The sequence below is a fragment of the Paludisphaera soli genome (assembly GCF_011064595.1).
In the GTDB taxonomy this organism is placed as follows: Bacteria; Planctomycetota; Planctomycetia; order Isosphaerales; family Isosphaeraceae; genus Paludisphaera; species Paludisphaera soli.
Genome location: NZ_JAALJI010000005.1, coordinates 200,829 through 219,406 on the forward strand (window position 1 = coordinate 200,829; position 18,578 = coordinate 219,406).

An 18,578-nucleotide genomic window follows, 5' to 3' on the forward strand; every position below is an offset into this window, starting at 1 on the left:
GGACCCCGCGATTCGCCTCCGGACGGGGAGGAGCGAGGGGCCGCAGGCTCGGGGCCCCCTCGGCCTCGTCCCGGGCGGGCCTCGCGTCGGGGCCGACGGACGGCGTCTTTCCTCGCACGGCGGGGCCCCGGTCGGTCGAGGGCCCGTCCCGGCGTCTCCCCGTATTCCCTGTGAGAGAAATCTCTACCGCCGTATTAATCATAGTGCGGCGGCGGGGCTGTGGATAACTTCCCGAGCGTCCGACGAACTCCAGAATACCAAAAGACTTACCGGGAGGCAACGGCATCCCCGCGCCGTTCACATCCCGGTTCACGGGATTGTGGACGGCCCGCGCGCAGCCGTCGACGACCGTGCAGGGCGCGAGCGGAGCCGTGATCGGGCCGTGCACGGCCGGCCGATCGGCGCGCGGTCGATCCGCGAGTTATCCACAGGTCGTCCACCGATCGAAGCCGCCGCGGGGGGCGTGCGGGCGTGAGGGTCCGGCGGGGCGGGCGATCCGAGCCCGAGTCTGCCGATCCGTCGGCCTGCGCTTCCTTGCGTCCTCTTTTTCGGTCGGCGAGACCTTCGCGGTTGAGAACAATGGCGAGACTTTCCCGCAAGCCCCGCCGGCTTCGGAATCCGGGAGCTTCCGCGAGGGCCCGGCCCAACCCGCATCCTCCCGCCCTCCACGTCAGGCCCTACAGGACCAGCTTCCATTCGTCGCGCGCGAAGTAGCGGCACATGCCCGAGAACTCGGCCTCGGGGGCGATCATGGAGCGGACCCGGGCCTCGACGTCGCGCAGCAGGTCGCCCGAGAGCCTTCCCGAATCGAGGACGAGTCGATAGGTCTCCAGGTACGCGTACTGGACGTGCCGAAGCCGGAGCAGCTCGACCCGGTTCAGCCCGAGGCAGCTCTCGGCCGCTTCGAACGCCCGGCGGCTGGCGACGCGTCTCGGGTGGCGCGCCGCGATCGCCACCTGGCGCTGGATCGGGTCGACGACCCATTTGAAGAGCGGCTCGGGATCGTCGAGATAGGGGTCGACGAGCCCGGCCTTCTCGCGGGCGGCCGCTCGGAGGAATTCGGCCCGGGGATGCCCCTCGGCGTCGTTCAGCGGATCCGGGGCGAGCCTCGCGGCGATCGCCCGACGCTCGTCCTTCGTCAGCGCGGCGGCCCCCCCGGGGATGGGAGGGTGGCTCATGGGGGCGCCGTGGACCGGGAACCGGTCGGCCTTGTAGACCTGGTTGCAGATCTGGCAGGCGAAGACGTAGTTGTCATAACAGTAGGCGAGCCACCAGTACGAGCTCTTGGGTCGGAAGTGCTCCACGTCGCCGTGGGCGACGACCGAGGTCGCGGCCTCGCAGTAGGCGCACTTGCCGAAGGAATCGGCCTTGAGCTGGTCCTTGGCGACCTTCCACGAGTCCTTGAAGCGGACGTCGCCCTTCAGGTGGCCGTCCAGCAGCGCCAGCATCTTGGCCTCGCGGTGCCGGCCCCGGAAGCCGGCATGGACGGAGCGGGCCGAGCGATCGCGCGCGAGTCGGATCAAGGGAGTCCCCCCTGGCGGCCCCGGATCATGAGCCGCCGCGGCGGGGCTTGGGCCTGGCCTTGGCGGCTTTCGGCCTCCCGCCGGCGGGCGCGGCCGGATCCCCGGCCGGGGGGGCTTCGGCCTGCAGGGCCGCGAGGATCTCCTCCATGAGCTCGCGTTGCCGGGGGCCCTGGGGGGTCGCGGCGTTCCAGTCGGGCAGCGCGAGGATCTCGCGCTCGAGTTCGGGGAGCCGGGCTCGCTCCGCCCGCGTGAGGCGGCCCGACGGCTTGTCGTTCAGCTCCCGGAACTCCGACCGCATCCGCTCGACCGGTCGCGAGTCGACGGTTTCCAGGCCGAAGAGGGGGCTCACCAGGAGCTGATGGAGCATCAGCTTGCGCGGCTCGCCCTCGAAGGGGTGGAGCGTCGGCGGGGCGTGGTCGCCGTCGCGTTTCAGGACGAACAGCTCTCCGGGGCCCGCCTGGTGCACGGTCAGGGCCGAATGGGTGGTGGCCAGGATCTGGAAGTTCGGCAGCTTGGCCGACAGGAAATCGACGAGCTGGCGCTTCCAGACCGGATGGAGGTGGAGGTCCATCTCGTCGATCAGGAGCAGGCCGCGGGCGGACAGGGGGTTCTTGTAGTCCTCGAAGATGCGGGTGATCCGGTCGAGGAGGTCGCCGCACCAGGCGGCCGCGTTCTGGTAGCCGTCGCTGAGCAGCTCGAACGGCAGCAGGCCGTCGGGGGTCCGGAACAGCAGCTTCCGGGCCGATTTGTCGATCCGCTCGAAGGCGACGCCCGGCAGCAGGTCGTCGAGGGTCGAGCGGACGACTTGCAGCCCCTCCTCGCCCCGCTCGTAGTCGAGGGCCATCGCCCAGTATTCGAGCGGGGTGAGCGTCGCGTCGTTCGAGAACATCGTCGCCACCGACCGCGATCGGGGGTGGCTGAAGACCTCCGACGCCGCGCGGCGGGGATCGCCGAGCCGTCGCGAGACCCCGTAGCCGACGACCGGGTAGTTCCGCGCCGAGTGGGCCAGCGCGCGGTCCAGGCGTTCGAGCGACTCCCGGTTGCCTTCGAAGATCCGGCGGATGTGGTCGCCCCGCGTCAGGTTCAGCTCGACGTGGCGCGTCTCGCCGTCGGCGGTGACCAGCTCGGCGGCCATGCGGCAGCGGTCGGCCTTCAGGCTGATCCAGGAGTCCGGGTCGCCGATCAGCTCGGGGAGCGCCTCGCTGCCGGCCAGCAGGAGGGCGATCGACCGCAGGACCGTGCTCTTGCCGCAGCCGTTCTGCCCGAGCAGCAAGGTCCACTTGCGGACGGGGGCGTCGGCCCCCCGGAACGAAAGGTCGAGCGCCTCGATCGCCCGCACGTTCTCGAGGACGAGTCGCTTCAGGAACATCGCCCGAGCCCTCGCAGTGGTCCCGTTGATCGGCCGGCCGGCCGGCCGGCCGGCGCGGCCGCGCCGCACGATCGTCACTCTAGCATCGGCCGTCGCGGAGGGCGAGCGGCGGGTCGGCTCGCGGGCGATAGGGCCACAGCGCGGGGACTTCCGGCAGCGCGCGGACCTCGTCGACGAACGACGCGGCGAGGATCGCAGGCGCGTAGCCGCCGGCGCGGATGCGCCTCAGGGCCGAGGCGTGGATCATCACCTCCTCGGCCGGCCTCCCCTCGGTCACGATCGTCCGATGCCGGCCGAGGCCGACGCCCAGGCGACCGCGCCCCGTCGTCGGGTCCCGGACGTACTTGGGGACGTACTCGAAGGGCCGCCAGGCCGGGGTCAGCGACTCGTGCATCGGCTCCGCCCAGGGGGCCTCGGGCGCGGGGTGGCGGCTCCGGACGGCGAGGAGGCGGGACGGGTCGATGAGCAGGCCCTTCGCTGCGGCCTCGGCGACCATCCAGTCGAAGGGCTCGCGCCAGAGGCCCCCCTCGCGCTCGGGGTAGCCGCCGCCGACGTCGGAATGCACGCCGGGGAACCAGGCCTGCAGGAGGTCCTGGCCCTCGGCCCGGCGGAATTCGTTCTGGCGGAAGAACCAGCGCCGCTCGTCGAGCGCCAGGGCGTGGCGGACCGCCCCGACGCTCGGGTTGCTGCGGGTGTAGGGGTACGAGCGGGGATTGTAGACCCAGCCGACCGACGCGACGGTGTCCCAGCAGCCCAGGAAGTGGACCGGGAAGCGGCGGTCGTCCTTCGCCGCCCCGGGCACGGCGCGGGCGAACGTGTTGCGGAACTGGTTGCTCAGCTTCCAGTAGTTGGAGCCGCCCGCGTCGTCGCGCCGGTCCGCATCGCGCGAGGCGGAGAAGAGGCGCATCAGGTAGGGGGTGAGGTTGTGCTGGCCGCGAGGGAGCAGCCCCAGCGCGTGCAGCAGGGCCGCCAGGACGCGGACGGCGTACGCGCCCCGGCTGAACCCGAAGAGGAAGACCCGGTCGCCGGGCTCCCAGGCGTCCATCAGGTAGGCGTACGCCCCTTCGACCTTGCGCGACAGCCCGGCCCCGAAGGCCAGGCCCGCCGCCTCGGAGAGCCGCCTCGCGATCCTCGTCGTCGTCCCGGGCTCCGGCAGCGTCCCCACGCCGGGGTCGTAGTAGAGCCGCTGCCGCCCCTGGTCCCGGTCGAGCGCCTGGACGAGCCGGACGATGCTGGTGTTCTCGGGGCCGAACTCATTGTTCGTGCCGTCGCAGAGGACCACCAGGTTCCGGCCCATCGAGGATCCTCCCGCGGCGCGCCGAGATCGCGTTCAGGACTTCACCAGCTCCTGGAAGCGGCCGTTGGCGTCGTCCCAGGCGGCGGTGCGGCGCGGCTCGTAGACGGTGACGGGGAACGAGCGGGCGACGATGGCGCGGAGGTCCTGGAGCGAGCCGATCCGGTTGCGGCCGTACGCCTGCATCAGGATGTTGCCGATGGCCGTGGCCTCGACCGGCCCGGCGTGGACCGGCCGGCCGCAGGCGTCGGCGGCGAACTGGCAGAGGAGCGTGTTCTTGGAGCCGCCGCCGACGATGTGGATCGTCTTGATCTTCGTCCCGCAGATCGCCTCCAGCCGCTCGATCGTCCAGCGGTACTTCAGCGCCAGGCTCTCCAGGCAGGTGCGGATCAGCGCGCCTTCGGAGTCCGGCGCGGGCTGGCCGGTCTTCTCGCAGTAGGCGACGATCCGCGCGGGCATGTCGCCGTGCGAGAGGAACGACGGGTCGTCGGGGTCGATCAGGGGCCCGAACGGCGACGACGACATCGCCATCGCCATGAGCTGCTCGTAGCTCATGTCGTTGCCCGCCCGCGCCCAGGTCCGGCGCGACTCCTGCACGAGCCAGAGGCCCATGATGTTCTTCAGCAGCCGCGTGGTCCCGAGGACGCCCCCCTCGTTCGTGAAGTTGTAGCGATAGGTCTGCTCGTTGATGACCGGCCGGGGGACCTCGACGCCCAGGAGCGACCAGGTGCCGGAGCTGAGGTAGCACCAGTCCGGCGGCGAGTCGGTGCCGACGGTCGGGCTGGCGGTCGGCACGGCGACGACGGCGCTGGCGGTGTCGTGCGTCGGCGGCGCGATGACGGTGACGGGCTTCGCCAGGCCGACCTCCTCGGCCACCGAGGACCGCAGCATCCCCAGCTCGTCGCCGGGCTCGATGAGGTTCGGCAGGATCGACCGGGGGAGCCCCAGCGCCGTGCAGATCTCGTCCGACCACTGGCCGGTGCGGGGGTCGAGGAGCTGGGTGGTGGACGAGTCGGTCCGCTCGGCGGCGCGGACGCCGGTGAGCAGCCAGCCGAGGACGTCGGGCACCATCAACATCGTCTCGGCCGCTTCGAGCAGCGGGGAGTTCGCGGCCTTGAGCGCCAAAAGTTGGTAGACGGTGTTGAACGGCAGGAACTGGAGGCCGGTGATCTCGTAGATCCGCTCCTTGGCGATCTTGGAGAAGGCCAGGTCGAGCATGCCGTCGGTGCGCGGGTCGCGGTAGTGGACCGGGTTTCCCAGCAGGGTGTCGCCGCGGCCGATGAGCCCGAAGTCGACGCCCCAGGTGTCGACGCCGATGGCGTCGAGCGAGGCCTTCGACGCGGCCGTCTTGCGGATCGCGTCCTTCATCTCGTCGAACAGGCGCGGGAGGTCCCAGTAGAGGGTGTCGAGCATCCGCACCGGGCCGTTGGGGAACCGGTGGATCTCCTCCAGCCCCAGCCGGTCGCCGTCGAACCGCCCGAGCATCCCGCGCCCGCTCTCCGCGCCCAGGTCCAGCGCCAGGTAATCCGTCGTCTTCGCCATCGTCTTGCCGTCTCCGCGCACGGATGAACCCGGGCCGCCTCGCGATCCGAACCCGCCCTCGACCCATCGACACGGCCGCCGACGCGCTCCCGCGCGTCCCGACCCGGGCGTCTCGCGACGCCTCGCACGCCCAAGATCATAAGCCATCGGGCGCGGGCCCCTCAAGCGGGGTACGTCTCTCGATCGGGCGTCGTCGCCCGCTTGCGGGGCGATCGGGCCGGGGTTAGGCTGCCCGAGAGAGGTTGCGATCAGCGAGCGGCAGCCGTCGGACCGCCCGCAAGCAGGCGACGCCGAAATCCGCCGTCAGCGGGCCGAGGTGCACATGGCCGATGCTCTCGTCATGTCGTCCGCCATGGCCGTCCTCGTCGCCGTCGCGCGGTGGCGCCGTCCCGTCCATCCGGCCACGGCCGTCTTCCTCGCCCTGCTGACCGGCGTCTTGCTGTGGGCGAACCTTCGACCGTCCGGATGGCAAGAGGTGATGGGCGGCGTTAGACCTCCCGCGGAGTTGGATCCTTTCACGAAAGCGATGTTCTGGCGGGGTTGGCCCCTCTCTCCCTGCATGTTTTGCCTGTCCCACGGCATGAAATTCCATCCGACCGGATTCGAAGGATGGACTCTGGTCCTCGACGCGCCCGTGTTCGTGAGCGTGCTCCTGCTTGCAAGGTTCGTCTGCGAGCGGGGCCTCCGCCGGCGAAGTGGACGCACCGAAGCTCCGGATGCTTCCCGCCAGGGCGAAGGGCCGGATGCGGCGGCCGAGGGATGCCGTTCGCCGGGATGGGGGTGCACCCGATCGGGACGCTTGTGAGCGGGGTACGGCGGGTCGGCGGCGTCGGATTCGGCGAGGCGCTTGATGTGCCGGAGGACGCGGTCGTGGATCCGGTGGATGATCGGGTCGGACCAGAGCCGCCAGTAGGCGGCCGGCCAGAGGCCGTGGCGGTACAGGGTGCTCCCCTTCAGGAACGTCCCGCCCCCCGGGCGCGGGGTCAGCTCGAACTGGCCGCGTTCGGAGACCAGGAACCCGTCCAGGTGCGGCGGGTGGGCCTCGAAGAGCGGGCTCCACTCCCGCATCGGCGGCGGGTTGCTCGTCACGGCGAACCGCAGGAGGCGGGGCTCGTCCCAGGCGAGGATCGGCTCGACGAACGTGCCGGTGGAGAACTCGCAGCGGCGGATCGCGCCGACGCCGGACCCTTCGATCCGGGCCCGGATCGGGTAGGCCAGGCCCGTGCGGAAGACCCAGTCGTCCGGCGGGTCGAGGTCGGAGAAGCTGACGACGCGCCGCCAGACGGCCTCGGGGGGCGCGTCGACCCCGATGGATGTCTCGCAGGTGAACGCCCAGGGCTCGGGAGCGGCGAGGTGCTCGGCCCCCACCATCGTCGGCATGAGGGCGCACAGCAGGATCGCGAGCTTCCCCTGCTCGGCCGGCCGGCGCGGGCCATACTCGGCGATGAAGTAGCCCACCAGGGCCCCCAGCGAGACGATCGGCAGGGCCAGCGGCACCAGCATGAGGATGCAGATGATCCCCTCGAACGCCAGGGCCAGCATCAGGGCGACCGCCGCCAGGGCGCAGGCCCAGCCGATCTGCAGCGCGCGGCCCGGGGTCGACCCGCGGCCCCAGCCGTCGATGACGACCGCGAACATCGGCAGCACGAACGGCAGTCCCAGGAAGAGGCTCAGGCCGTAGTCGCGCAGGACGTGCGTGCCCAGGTAGGCCGCCGACCCGCCGACCGCCAGCGGCGCCACGATCGCCGCGACCGTGCGGGGGGCGCCGTCGCCGATCCCCGCCCGCTCGGGCCGGGCGCGCTTCGGGCCGAGGGGGCCGTCGAGGTCGGCGTCGTACAGCCCGCCCGGCATGGCCCGGTCCCGGCTCGGGATCTGGCTGAGCACGAGGAAGAAGACGATGTTCAGCGGCGTGGGGGCGAAGGTGAAAGCCGCCAGCCAGGGCGGCCAGGCGGCGTCGCGCAGGCGGCGGACCGTCATCACGAGCGCCACCGTCAGGAACGGGGCCGTCAGGGCGAGCATCGTCGCGTAGAAGACCCGGTCGCCGCCCTCCCCCTCCCCCTCGCCCGAGAGCAGCCGGAGGAGGTCGCCCGGGAACCCGGACGCCGCCAGGAACCGGGGCGGCCTGCCGAACCACCAACGCTCGACGAACTGGTCGAGGCTCAGCTTGAGCAGGGCGAGCAGGCACCCGACCGCCAGGTAGCTCCCCGGCGCGGTCCTCCCCCCGATGATCGGGAACATGCGGCGCGGACCGGACGCGTCCATCCCGGGCCCTCCCCCCTTGGTCGACCCCGAGGATCGCCGATGCGTCCTCCGCGCACAAGGGCCGACCGGGATCGAAGCCGACCCCCCGCCCGCAAAGCCGAGCGGCCGGGGCCCAGCCTTTTGCGTCGGCCGCCGGCCGTGGCTATGCTGCGCCTCATTTTCGCACAGGCATCGGGGGGAGCTTCCGTGGAAATCGAGCGTGCAGCGAAGGTGCCGGCCGTGGCCTGGGGGGTGACGTTCGCCGGGATGGCGGTGAACCTCTGCCTGGGCATCCTCTACGCCTGGAGCATCTGGAAGGCGAACCTCGTGGGGGACGCGGCCCACCCGCCGGGCTCGCCGATGACCGGCCTGGACGCGGGCTGGACGTACCTGACCGACGCGCAGGCGACCTCGGCCTATGCGGCCTGCGGGATGATCTTCGCCCTGACGATGATCCCCGGCGGGCGGATCCAGGACCGCTACGGGCCGAGGTTCGGCGCGACGCTGGGGGGCCTGTTCCTGGCGGCGGGGTGCATCGTGGCGGGGCTGATGAAGTCGTACCTGGGGCTTTTGCTGGGCTTCGGCGTGCTGGGGGGGGTCGGCATGGGCTTCGGCTACGCGGCGACCACCCCGGCCGCGGTGAAGTGGTTCGGCCCGCACCGGCGGGGGCTGGTGGTGGGCCTGGTGGTCGGCGGCTACGGCGCGGCGGCGATCTACATCGCGCCGTTGGCGAAGTCGCTGATCGCGGCGTACGGGCTCTCGGGGAGCTTCATCGGCCTGGGGCTCCTGTTCGCGCTGGTGGTCGTGGTCGCCTCGCGGTTCCTGGTCTTCCCGCCGGCCGATTACGTCCCGCCGGGGGTCGCGGCGACGGACGCGTCGACGGCCCGGCTGACGACCGTGGACTGGACGGCCTCGCAGATGCTGCGGACCTGGCAGTTCTACGGGCTGGTCTTCCTGTTCATCGGCTCGGCGCAGTCGGGGCTCCTGGTGATCGCCAACGCCGCGCCCCTGCTGAACGCCACGGCCAAGTCGATCGCCTTCTTCGCCGGCAACGCCTGGCTCCTGGCCTCGTACGGCGGCCTGGTGAACGCCACGGGGAGGGTGGGGACGGGGGTCTACTCGGACCGGATCGGCCGGTCGAACGCGTACGTGGTGAACGGGGTGGTGTCGGCGGCCTGCCTGTTCCTGATGCCCTGGATCATCGCCTCGGGGAGCGTGCCGCTCTTGTTCCTGGCGGTGGGCGTGGCCTACTGGCAGTACGGCGGGGCGCTGGCGCTCATGCCGGCGTTCACGGCCGACTTCTTCGGCCCGAAGAACATGGGCTTCAACTACGGCTTCGTCTTCCTCGGCTGGGGCGTGGCGTTCTTCGTCCCCCAGGCGGCCGGCTTCCTGAAAGACGCCACCGGCAGCCTCGACGCCGCGTTCTTCCTGTCCGGCGGCCTCCTCGTCGCCGCCGTGGTCCTCAGCCTCTTCCTCCGCCGGCCCACGCTCCGCCAGGCCGGCGGCGCGGGGTGAGCGTTCGCTCGCGTGTCGCCCGATCCGGCCCGATCTCGACTCCTGGGTGGCCGACGAGGGGCGGACGCGGGCCCGGTGTTGGAACGGGACCGCGGCCGCCTCCGTCGGCCGACTTCGCATCCGCCGGCCGCCGCCCGGCCCGCATCGGGGCGGGACGGCGCCGCGCGATACACCAAGGAGCGACAACATGAGATCCTCTTCCCATGTTGATCCACGACGTCGTCGGATCGGCCTGCACTTGAATCTGAACCTCAACGGCCTGGAGGACCGGACGCTGTTGTCGGTCGGCGGGGGGACGCGGTTCGCCGTGTTCCAGGGCCGGCTGGCGGCGCAGTCGAGCGACGCCTTCTCGATCCAGGTGGATCGCTACGGCTTCCGCCCGGGGCGTGGCGGCCAGGTGCTCCTGCGGATCGACGCCCGGGCGACCGACGGGACGCTCGATCCCGGGGTCGTCGACCTGGATTCGGACGGCCCTCGCGGCGTCCGGGTCGTCTCCGAGCGGGACGACGCGGGGGCCGGGGGCGGCAAGGACGGCGTGACGGTGGCGGCGGTCGGGCCCGGCGCCCTGACGATCCGCCCCACGGCCGAGGACGGGACCACGGGGGGCTACGCGGTCGGCGTCTCGCTGGCCGGCGACGTCAACGGCGACTTCCGCGTCGACCGTTCCGACCTGATGGCCATCCGCAGCTCGATCGGCCGCTTCCCCACCGAGCCGCCGTCGTCGCCCGACCCGGTGGACGTCGACGGCGACGGCGCGGTCACCCTCCGCGACTGGCAGCTCGCCTACCGCAACCTCGGGGCCTCGACGTCCATCCGGCCCCAGGAGCTGACCGCCCGCGTCGACCCGTCCGACGACCCCGACGGCGATAGGGTCGTCGACGAGGACGTGGAGGAGACCGCGCTGGTCGGCAAGGCGGCCCCCGGCTCGACCGTCCGGCTCGACGTCGGCGGCGACGGGACCTTCGAACGGACGACGACCGCGGGCGCCGACGGCTCCTTCCGGTTCGACGTGCCGCTGGCCCCGGGCGTCAACCCGTTCACCATCCGCGCCCAGGGCCGCGACGGCCAGGTCGTCGAGACGAAGCTCGCGGTGACCCGCGGCGAGCCGGCCGAGTCGGTGACCCGGTCGTACGACTTCGCCCAGGGCGCCCAGGGCTGGGACGCCGACTTCGCCGACCTGCCGACCGACGCCAACGACAGCTACGAGCTGGAGTCCGGGATCCGCGACCTGCCCGACGAACTGGGTGTCGACGGGACCGGCTACAAGCTCCAGAGCCACAACCGATCCGACGACGTGTTCATGTTCCTGACCCGCAAGCTGACCGCGGCCGACGGGGTCGTGGCGGGGCAGGAATACCAGGTGAAGTTCACCATCAAGTTCGCCTCGAACGCGCCGAGCGGCGCCTTCGGCATCGGCGGCGCGCCGGGCGAGGCGGTGGCCCTCAAGGCGGGGGCGTCGACCGTCGCGCCGGCGACCGTCGTGCAGGACGGCTACGACCGGCTGAACGTGGACAAGGGGAACAACTCCGAGGGCGGGACGGCCGCCTCGGTCGTCGGCAACATCGCCAACGGCCTGGAGTTGCAGGACGGGCAGACGAGCGTCCCGTACGTCTCGCTGACCCGCGAGCACACCCACACGGCCACCGTGAAGGCCGACGCCCAGGGGAACCTGTGGCTGCTCGTCGGCACCGATTCCGGCTTCGAGGGCCTGACCGCGATCTACTTCCAGAGCATCGCCGTGACCCTCACGCCGGTCTCCGCCTGACGCCTGGCACGTCGCGATCCGATCCGCCCATATCCCACCGCGGAGGGAGGCGTCCTGGAAGGCTGGGAGAGGGGCGCGAGGCCGGAAGCCGTCGCGCAAACCAACCCTCGACCGACCGACCCGGCCGCCTCCCCCCGCGTGGGACCGGCCAGGACTTTCTTCCCCCTGGCGGGTAATGTGCCGCGAAGCGGCGGCTGAGGGGGACGACGAGCACGAAAACCATCGGAGAAACGGGCGGGCAAGCTGCCGCGAATCGTCCTTCTCCCCTCGTGGGGGAAGGTGGCCGCAGGCCGGATGAGGGGGGACGGGCGAGAAAGCCGTCGGCCCCTCGTCCGGTCCGCCTTGATGATCCCCCTCATCCGGCCCTTCGGGCCACCTTCCCCCACCAGGGGGGAAGGGAAGACAGTTCACTCCCCCGCGCGGAGGACGCGCACGGCTTGGATCGGCGGGTCGGCGCCTTCGAAGGCCAGGCGGAAGTCGGCCCCGCCGTTCTGGGCCCCGTCGAGGCGGGCGTCGGGGAGGTCGAAGCGGGCGGTCTTCCACGTCCGGGAGCCGGTCAAGGCGGCGCGGGCGGCGGCGGGCTTGTAGGCGCCGTTGTGGTCGGCCGCGCGGTCTGTCGAGTCGTAATGCACGCCGAACGAGCCGGGGGCGACGTCGTAATAGTCGACCTCGACGGCCGCGCGCATCGGGGCCTCGCGCTTGAACCCGTCGTCGGCCCGGAAGTACAGGTAGCGGGCGCCCACGCCCTGCGTCGGCGTCCGCGAGGGCTTGCCGGCGGTCGTCGAGGGGGCCGATCGGCCGTCGGCGACGTCGATCCGCCGGAGCCCCTCCTCCCGGTCGTCCGGGCCCAGGACGATGGAGACCGTCGGGGCGTCGGTGTACGCGGTCCTCGGCCTCGGCGGGACGACGCCGGACTTGAACATGTCGACGTATTTGCGTGTCAGGTCGATGTACTTCCGGCCGTACTCGCGGGCCTCGGCGATCGTCGTCCCCTCGTGGAACTCGTTCCAGGTCTCGAGGATCACGATCCGGGGCTTGCGGTTCAGGGCCTTGATCCAGGCCCGCTCGTAGAACGCGCCGTCCTCGCGGTCGACGACCAGGGGCTCGCGGCCCGGGACGGCCGAGTGGTCGTAGCCGGGGCCGATCTCGGCGACGCCGAGGAAGTTGGGTTGGATCGCGCCCCCCCAGGCGTAGACGTCGTCGGCCCGCACGTTCCAGGAGATCTCGCGGACGACGTAGGGGACGAGGCCGCCGAACCGCTTCGCGAAGTCGGCCTTGAGGCGGCCGAGGCACGACTGGTCGTGGGCCTTCGCGAAGCTCGCAGAGTAGAGCTGGACGATCGGCCGGCCGTCGAGGAGCGCCCAGTGCCGCGGGGGGATCATCGAGAAGAAGTCGCGGACGGTGGCCGAGAACCAGGCGCGGCCGAGCTCGGTCGTCAGGTCGGCGTGATAGCCCCGGCCGTTGGCCTGGAGGGTCGACGTGTCGTAGAAGAGGCCGACGGCCGGCGGCGTCAGCCCCTCGGCCTTCAGCTCGTCGAGCGCCTTCACGAGCGGGGGGAGGCCCTCGAAGCTCCAGGAAAAGGGCGAGCCCGGCGCGTGGTCGGCGGGGGAGCCCCAGAAGACCGGCAGGACGACGTCGATCCCGGCGGCGATCATGTCCTTGAGCTGGCTTTTGTGCCAGGAGACGCTCCGGTACGAGAAGTCGTCGAGGGTCGGCGGGTGGGTGGTGAGCGCGTCGGAGCCGTCGCCGTCGAGGACGTGGGCCTTCGACGGGGCGTCGTACCAGTAGAAGTACTGGGTCGCCACGACCTTGTCGCCGGCGTCGAACCGGCGGGCGGCGGCGAAGTCGCCGGGCTTGAGGTCGACGTGCGGGCCGATCGCCGGGGGGATCTCCGTCTCCCGGCCGGGCTCCTGGGCGGCGATCGAAGCGAGCGCGGTCAGCGCGAGGCCCGCGACGGCCGTCGCGAGGTGCGCGAGGGGGCGGGGCGGAGTCGAGTGCGTCATCGGAGAGGGCTCCCCGTCGGCCGCGACGGCGGGGCCGACGATCCTGGCGTGGAGGGCGGGGTGGGGCGGGCGGCCGGGCCGCGAAGGCCCGACCCAGGTGCGATTATCGGCCCGCCCGGGCCCGGGAGCAAGGGGCCCGCCCCGCGTCGGGGTGGGTCAGTCCTTCCAGTCCCAGCCGCCGACCTGGTCGACCAGGTCGTGGCGGGTCATGTCGAAGTGGAGGGGGGTGACGGTGACGTAGCGTTCGGCGAGGCCGGTGACGTCGGTCTCGGGGCCCGAGACCTCCAGGGGCGGGGTGTAGGTCATCCAGTAGTAGGTGCGCCCGCGCGGGTCCTGGCGGCGTTCGAAGCCCTCGCCGTGGCGTCCCAGGTCCATCGGCACGACCTTGACGCCCTTGGGCTCGCCCCGGGACCGCGAGGGGAGGTTCACGTTGAACAGCGAGCCGTTGGCCGGCTTGTTGGCCAGGATCTTCTCGATCACCTTGCGCGCCTGCCGGGCGGCGTGGGGGAAGTCGAAGTGCTCGGACAGCTCCAGCGAGACGGCGATGCTGGTGATCTTGAAGAAGGCGCCCTCGATGGCCGCGGCCACGGTGCCGGAGTAGAGGACGTTGATCCCGGCGTTGGCGCCGCTGTTGATGCCCGAGACGATCAGGTCGGGCGGGCGCGACATCAGCTCGCAGATGGCGAGCTTGACGCTGTCGGCCGGCGAGCCCTCGATCGACCAGCCCAGGGGGGTGCCGTCGTCGTCGTCGACCTGCTTGGCCACCAGCGGGTTGAGGATCGTGATCGTGTGGGCCACGCCGCTCTGCTCGAGGGCGGGGGCCGCGACGGTGACGTCGCCCAGCTTCATCAGCTCCTTGCGCAAGGCCCGGAGCCCCGGCGCGAAGACGCCGTCGTCGTTCGTCAGAAGAATATGCATCGTCGGGACTTCGATCCTGTTCAGAGGAGGGGGGCGCGCCTCGAAAGCCCGGGACTCCGCCCCCCGGCGATCGTAACGGCCCCTCGCGCCCGCCGTCAACCGACCGGCCCCCCGGCGGCCGGGTCGGGACGCCTGCGGGCTGCGCGCCCGGATCGTTTGCCGATTCGTCCGGACGAACCGGCCTCGCGGGCGATTTTCAGGGCCCGCAACCGTTTGGCCCCGAAAATGCTCTTGCGGTCGATTTGAAAGATGACGCTAGCGACGGGGGGTGGGCATGAGTCGACAAGCGGACGAGGGCGATCGCCTGGTGGCGACGGGGGTGGCGGGCCTGGACGACGTCCTGGGGGGCGGCTTCACGGCCGACAGGGTCTATCTCATCGAGGGGAACCCGGGCGCGGGGAAGACGACCCTGGCGCTGCAATACCTGATGGAGGGGGCGAAGCTCGGGGAGCCCGGGCTGTATGTGACCCTGTCGGAGACGAAGGTGGAGCTCGCGGCCGTGGCCCGCTCGCACGGCTGGTCCCTGGAGGGGATCATCCTGCTGGAGCTGGCGGCCTCGGAGGCCGATCTGGAGCCGGACAACCAGTACTCGATGTTCCAGCCGTCGGAGGTGGAGCTGGCCGAGACGACCCGGGTGATCCTGGCGGAGGTGGACCGGTCGAAGCCGAAGCGGGTGGTGATCGACTCGCTCTCGGAGATGCGGCTGCTCGCCCAGAGCCCGCTCCGGTACCGCCGCCAGATCCTGGCGCTCAAGCAGTTCTTCATCGGCCGGTCGTGCACGGTGTTCCTGCTGGACGACAAGTCGTCCGAGGTGGAGGACCTGAGGCTTCAGAGCATCGCCCACGGGGTCCTCAGCCTGGAGCAGCTCTCTCCCGAGTACGGGGCCGAGCGTCGGCGGGTCCGCGTCACGAAACTTCGGGGCCGGAAGTACCGCGGCGGCTACCACGACTTCGTGATCGAGCCCGGGGGGCTCGCCGTCTTCCCCCGGCTGGTCGCGAACGAGCACGACGAGGGGGGCGAGCGAGGGCTGCTGCAGTCCGGCAACGCCGAGGTCGACCTCATGATGGGCGGGGGCCTCCAGTACGGCACCAGCGCGGTCCTGCTCGGCCCGGCGGGGAGCGGAAAGTCGACCTTCGCCCTCCAGTACGCGCGGGCGGCGACGGCGCGCGGGGAGCGGGCCGCCGTCTTCTCCTTCGACGAGCGGCTGCAGACGATCCTGGAGCGCACCGAAGGGCTGGGGATGGACATCGGCGAGGAGGTCGCCTCGGGCCGCATCCGAATCCAGCAGGTCGACACGGCCGAGCTCTCGCCGGGCGAGTTCGCGCATCGGGTCCGGGAGTCGGTCGCCGACCGCGACGGCGTCGCGGGCGCGCGGATCGTGGTGATCGACAGCCTCAACGGCTACCTGAACGCCATGCCCGAGGAGCGCTTCCTGATCTCCCAGCTCCACGAGCTGCTCACCTACCTGGGCCACCGGGGCGTCGTGACCTTCCTGGTGGTGGCCCAGCACGGCCTGTTCGGGACCATGAACTCGCCCGTCGACACGACCTACCTGGCCGACACCGTGGTCCTGTTCCGGTATTTCGAGGCCCGGGGCGAGGTGCGGCAGGCGATCTCGGTCGTCAAGAAGCGGAGCGGCCGGCACGAGCGGACCATCCGCGAGCTGACGCTCGACACCGGCGACGGCCTGGTCGTCGGCCCCCCCCTGCGCGACTTCCAGGGCGTGCTGACGGGGACGCCGTTCTTCTTCGGCCCGGACGGGGGCCCGCAGGATGGCTGAGGAATCGACGAGCCCGTGCGAGGCCCGGGTCGAGGCCGAGGAGCGGGTCCTGCTCCTGGCCCCCACCCGGCGGGACGCCGCGGCGGCCGCCGGCGTCTTCCGGGCCGCGGGGCTCCCGCTCACGGTCTGCGAGGACCTGGACGGGCTCTGCGGCGAGATCGGCCGCGGCGCCGCCGTGGCCGTCGTCCCCGCCGAGGCCGTGCTGCAGGACCACGAAGGGCGGCTGGCCGCGATCCTGAAGGACCAGCCCCCCTGGTCCGACCTGCCGCTGATCGTCCTGACCAGCCCGAACCAGACCCCGGCGGCGGCCCTGGCGCTGGAGCAGGTCGGCCACATGACGCTGGTGAACCGGCCGATCGAGGTCCGGTCGCTGGTGAGCACCGTCCGGGCCGCCCTGCGCGACCGCCGCCGCCAGTACGCGCGGCGGGCCGACTTCGTGGAGCGCGAACGCCAGGCCCAGGCCCTCCGCGAGAACGACCGCCACAAGGACGAGTTCCTGGCGATGCTGGCGCACGAGCTGCGCAACCCGCTGGCCGCGGTGAACAACGCGGTGGCCGTGATGAAGCGGTCCGGCGACCCCGCGAGCCGCGACTGGGCCGGCGCGGTCGTGGAGCGACAGGTGAGGCAGCTCGTCCGGCTGATCGACGACCTCCTGGACGTGGCCCGGATCAACGGCGGCAAGGTCCGCCTCAAGCCCGAACGGGTGGACGCCTCGGCGATCCTGGACCAGGCGGTCGAGACGATCCGGCCGCTGATCGACGAACGTCGGCAGATCTTGAGCGTGGCCGTGGAGCGGGGCCGGCTGCCGCTGGAGGTCGACGCGACGAGGATCGGCCAGGTCGTCCTCAACCTGCTCGCCAACGCCTCCAAGTACGGCGAGCCCGGCGGCCGGATCTGGCTCGCCGCCCGCCGCGAGGAGGGCCGGGCCGTGATCCGGGTCCGCGACGACGGCCACGGCATCCCGCCGGAGAAGCTCCCGGAGATGTTCCAGCTCTTCGCCCAGGGGGACCGCTCGCTCGCCCGATCGGAGGGGGGCCTGGGCATCGGCCTGACCCTGGTGAAGCGGCTCGCGGAGATGCACGGCGGCGACGTCGAGGCCCACAGCGACGGCCCCGGCACGGGGAGCGAGTTCGTCGTCCGGCTCCCCCTGGCCGCCGAGGCCGACGGCCGCCCCGAGGCCGACGCCGCGGCCGACCGCGCCCTCCCCCCCCGGCCCGCCCGCGTCCTGGTCGTCGACGACAACCCCGACAGCGCCTCGGGCATGGTGCAGATCCTGGAGCTGCTGGGCCACCAGGTCGCCTCGGCGCACGACGGCCCGGCCGCCGTCGCCTCCGCCCGCTCGTTCCGCCCCGACGTCGTCCTGCTGGACATCGGCCTGCCGGGGATGGACGGCTATCAGGTCGCCTCCGCCCTCCGCCGCGACGAGGCCCTGCGGGGCGTCGTCCTCATCGCCGTGACCGGATACGGCCAGGAGCAGGACCGGCGGCGCTCCCGCGCCGCCGGGTTCGACCACCACCTGGTCAAGCCGGTGGACTTCGATTCCCTCGCCCCCCTCATCGGCCGCCCGCACTAGCCCCGGGCGGGCCCCCGGCATCGTTCTCGCCCCTCCGTCCCTTCGGACGCCTCGGCCTCGTCATCGGGGCGGGCCGAGGCCCTTCGACTCGACGGCGACAGGAGGGGACGATGCTCCCTCCGACCGTGGGACGCGTGCCGGCCAACGCGGACCATGTCGACGAGGCGATCCGGCACAAAACGCGGGAGGACGTGCGGCGGTCGGCCGCCGCCTGGTGGAGCTCGACGACGAGTGGGACGTCGAGCGGACGCCGGAGGCGAACGCGGCGACCCTCGCCCTGGTGGGCGTCGGGCTGGGGGCGTTCGTGGACCGTCGCTTCCTGATCCTGCCCGCGGCCGCCGCCTTCCCCCCTCCTGGACGTCGCGCGCGGCGACGCCCCGGCGAGGGCGGACGGCGCGAAGCGCCGGAACCCCGGCCGGTCGTTCCTTGACTTGGACGTGCGCGACGCCCGAACATCGAGTCGTCGAGGGTCCCTCGACGAACCGAAGGAGGCTGTGCGATGCCGTGGGAATACGTCTCGTACGTCGTCGAGCCGCTGGAGTCTCCCCCCGTCTCGGAACTGCTCGCGGCCTTCCGCGGGGTCTACGTCGACGGGAGCGTCCTGTTCCGGGCCTTCCGGGCGGTCGACGATCGGGAATTCGATCGCGCGCGCCGGCTCGATTTCCGGAGCCTGGACCAGACCTTCCGGACCATCCTGACCCGGCCGTCGGTGGTCGCGGCGCTCCCGGAGCTGGAGATCCCCGACCCGCTCGAACCGCCGCCGGAGTTCCGCCAGATGTCGGCCTTCGGGATGGAAGGCGAGCTGACCGCCCTGCTGCTGGCCGGCGGGGCGAGCCGGCGGTTCGCCGGCACGATCGACGAGGCCCGGGGGCTGACCCGCCGCTTCATGGAGTCGCTGCTGGGCGACCACCTGGGCCAGCCCGACTGGTCGGCCGGCTGCTCCTCCACCCCCTGGACCCCCTGGTTCCGCGACGTGGCCTGGGACTTCACCTTCCTGCTGCTGGACCAGGAGGCGCGCCGGCTCTTCCTGCTCTGCATGACCGACACCGATTGAC

12 protein-coding genes are annotated in these 18,578 nt (G+C 72.0%); 5 read left to right on the forward strand and 7 right to left on the reverse strand.

Translation table 11 applies throughout. The annotated features are described in order from the left end of the window. Positions 1–677: 677 nt before the first annotated feature. The 5 genes from G6O68_RS08975 to G6O68_RS08995 all read right to left on the reverse strand — a co-directional run bounded on the left by G6O68_RS08975 (position 678) and on the right by G6O68_RS08995 (position 7,990). On the reverse strand, positions 678–1,523 hold the full coding sequence (locus G6O68_RS08975; protein WP_165246788.1) for a hypothetical protein: 846 nt from the start codon (positions 1,521–1,523) through the stop codon (positions 678–680). A 25-nt stretch (positions 1,524–1,548) separates the two neighbouring features. Next, on the reverse strand, positions 1,549–2,892 hold the full coding sequence (locus G6O68_RS08980; RefSeq protein ID WP_165246790.1) for an AAA family ATPase: 1,344 nt from the start codon (positions 2,890–2,892) through the stop codon (positions 1,549–1,551). Positions 2,893–2,971: 79 nt separating this feature from the next. Beyond that, on the reverse strand, positions 2,972–4,189 hold the full coding sequence (locus tag G6O68_RS08985) for a T6SS phospholipase effector Tle1-like catalytic domain-containing protein (RefSeq protein WP_165246792.1): 1,218 nt from the start codon (positions 4,187–4,189) through the stop codon (positions 2,972–2,974). A gap of 33 nt (positions 4,190–4,222) precedes the next feature. After that, positions 4,223–5,728: a rhamnulokinase gene (locus tag G6O68_RS08990; RefSeq protein ID WP_165246794.1), complete on the reverse strand. Its 1,506-nt coding sequence runs from the start codon at positions 5,726–5,728 to the stop codon at positions 4,223–4,225. Positions 5,729–6,031: 303 nt separating this feature from the next. After that, the gene (locus G6O68_RS08995; RefSeq protein WP_165246796.1) at positions 6,032–7,990 is read right to left on the reverse strand and encodes an SRPBCC family protein; all 1,959 of its coding nucleotides are present in this window, start codon (positions 7,988–7,990) and stop codon (positions 6,032–6,034) included. A 186-nt stretch (positions 7,991–8,176) separates the two neighbouring features. Between G6O68_RS08995 and G6O68_RS09000 the strand changes: the two genes are divergently transcribed. Together G6O68_RS09000 and G6O68_RS09005 are read left to right on the forward strand one after the other, a co-directional pair. Next, positions 8,177–9,484, forward strand: a complete 1,308-nt coding sequence (locus G6O68_RS09000) for an L-lactate MFS transporter (protein ID WP_206108054.1) — start codon at positions 8,177–8,179, stop codon at positions 9,482–9,484. A 187-nt stretch (positions 9,485–9,671) separates the two neighbouring features. Continuing rightward, positions 9,672–11,249, forward strand: coding sequence for a dockerin type I domain-containing protein (locus G6O68_RS09005; RefSeq protein ID WP_165246800.1), 1,578 nt, complete (start codon positions 9,672–9,674; stop codon positions 11,247–11,249). Between the two features lie 407 nt (positions 11,250–11,656). Here the strand turns inward: G6O68_RS09005 and G6O68_RS09010 are convergent, their stop codons facing one another. Together G6O68_RS09010 and surE are read right to left on the reverse strand one after the other, a co-directional pair. Continuing rightward, complete coding sequence (locus tag G6O68_RS09010; protein WP_165246802.1) at positions 11,657–13,252, reverse strand: DUF5010 domain-containing protein; 1,596 nt, start codon at positions 13,250–13,252, stop codon at positions 11,657–11,659. A 156-nt stretch (positions 13,253–13,408) separates the two neighbouring features. Further along, on the reverse strand, positions 13,409–14,170 hold the full coding sequence (surE, locus tag G6O68_RS09015; RefSeq protein WP_165246805.1) for a 5'/3'-nucleotidase SurE: 762 nt from the start codon (positions 14,168–14,170) through the stop codon (positions 13,409–13,411). Positions 14,171–14,444: 274 nt separating this feature from the next. On the opposite strand from surE, the gene G6O68_RS09020 reads away from it, so the two are divergent. The 3 genes from G6O68_RS09020 (at position 14,445) to G6O68_RS09030 (ending at position 18,577) form a co-directional block, all read left to right on the forward strand. Beyond that, positions 14,445–15,950, forward strand: a complete 1,506-nt coding sequence (locus tag G6O68_RS09020; protein ID WP_165246807.1) for an ATPase domain-containing protein — start codon at positions 14,445–14,447, stop codon at positions 15,948–15,950. After that, complete coding sequence (locus tag G6O68_RS09025) at positions 15,943–17,523, forward strand: hybrid sensor histidine kinase/response regulator (RefSeq protein WP_165246809.1); 1,581 nt, start codon at positions 15,943–15,945, stop codon at positions 17,521–17,523. Before G6O68_RS09020 ends, G6O68_RS09025 begins: the two co-directional genes overlap by 8 nt. A 499-nt stretch (positions 17,524–18,022) precedes the next feature. Next, positions 18,023–18,577, forward strand: a complete 555-nt coding sequence (locus G6O68_RS09030; RefSeq protein ID WP_165246811.1) for a hypothetical protein — start codon at positions 18,023–18,025, stop codon at positions 18,575–18,577. Position 18,578 lies beyond the last annotated feature (1 nt).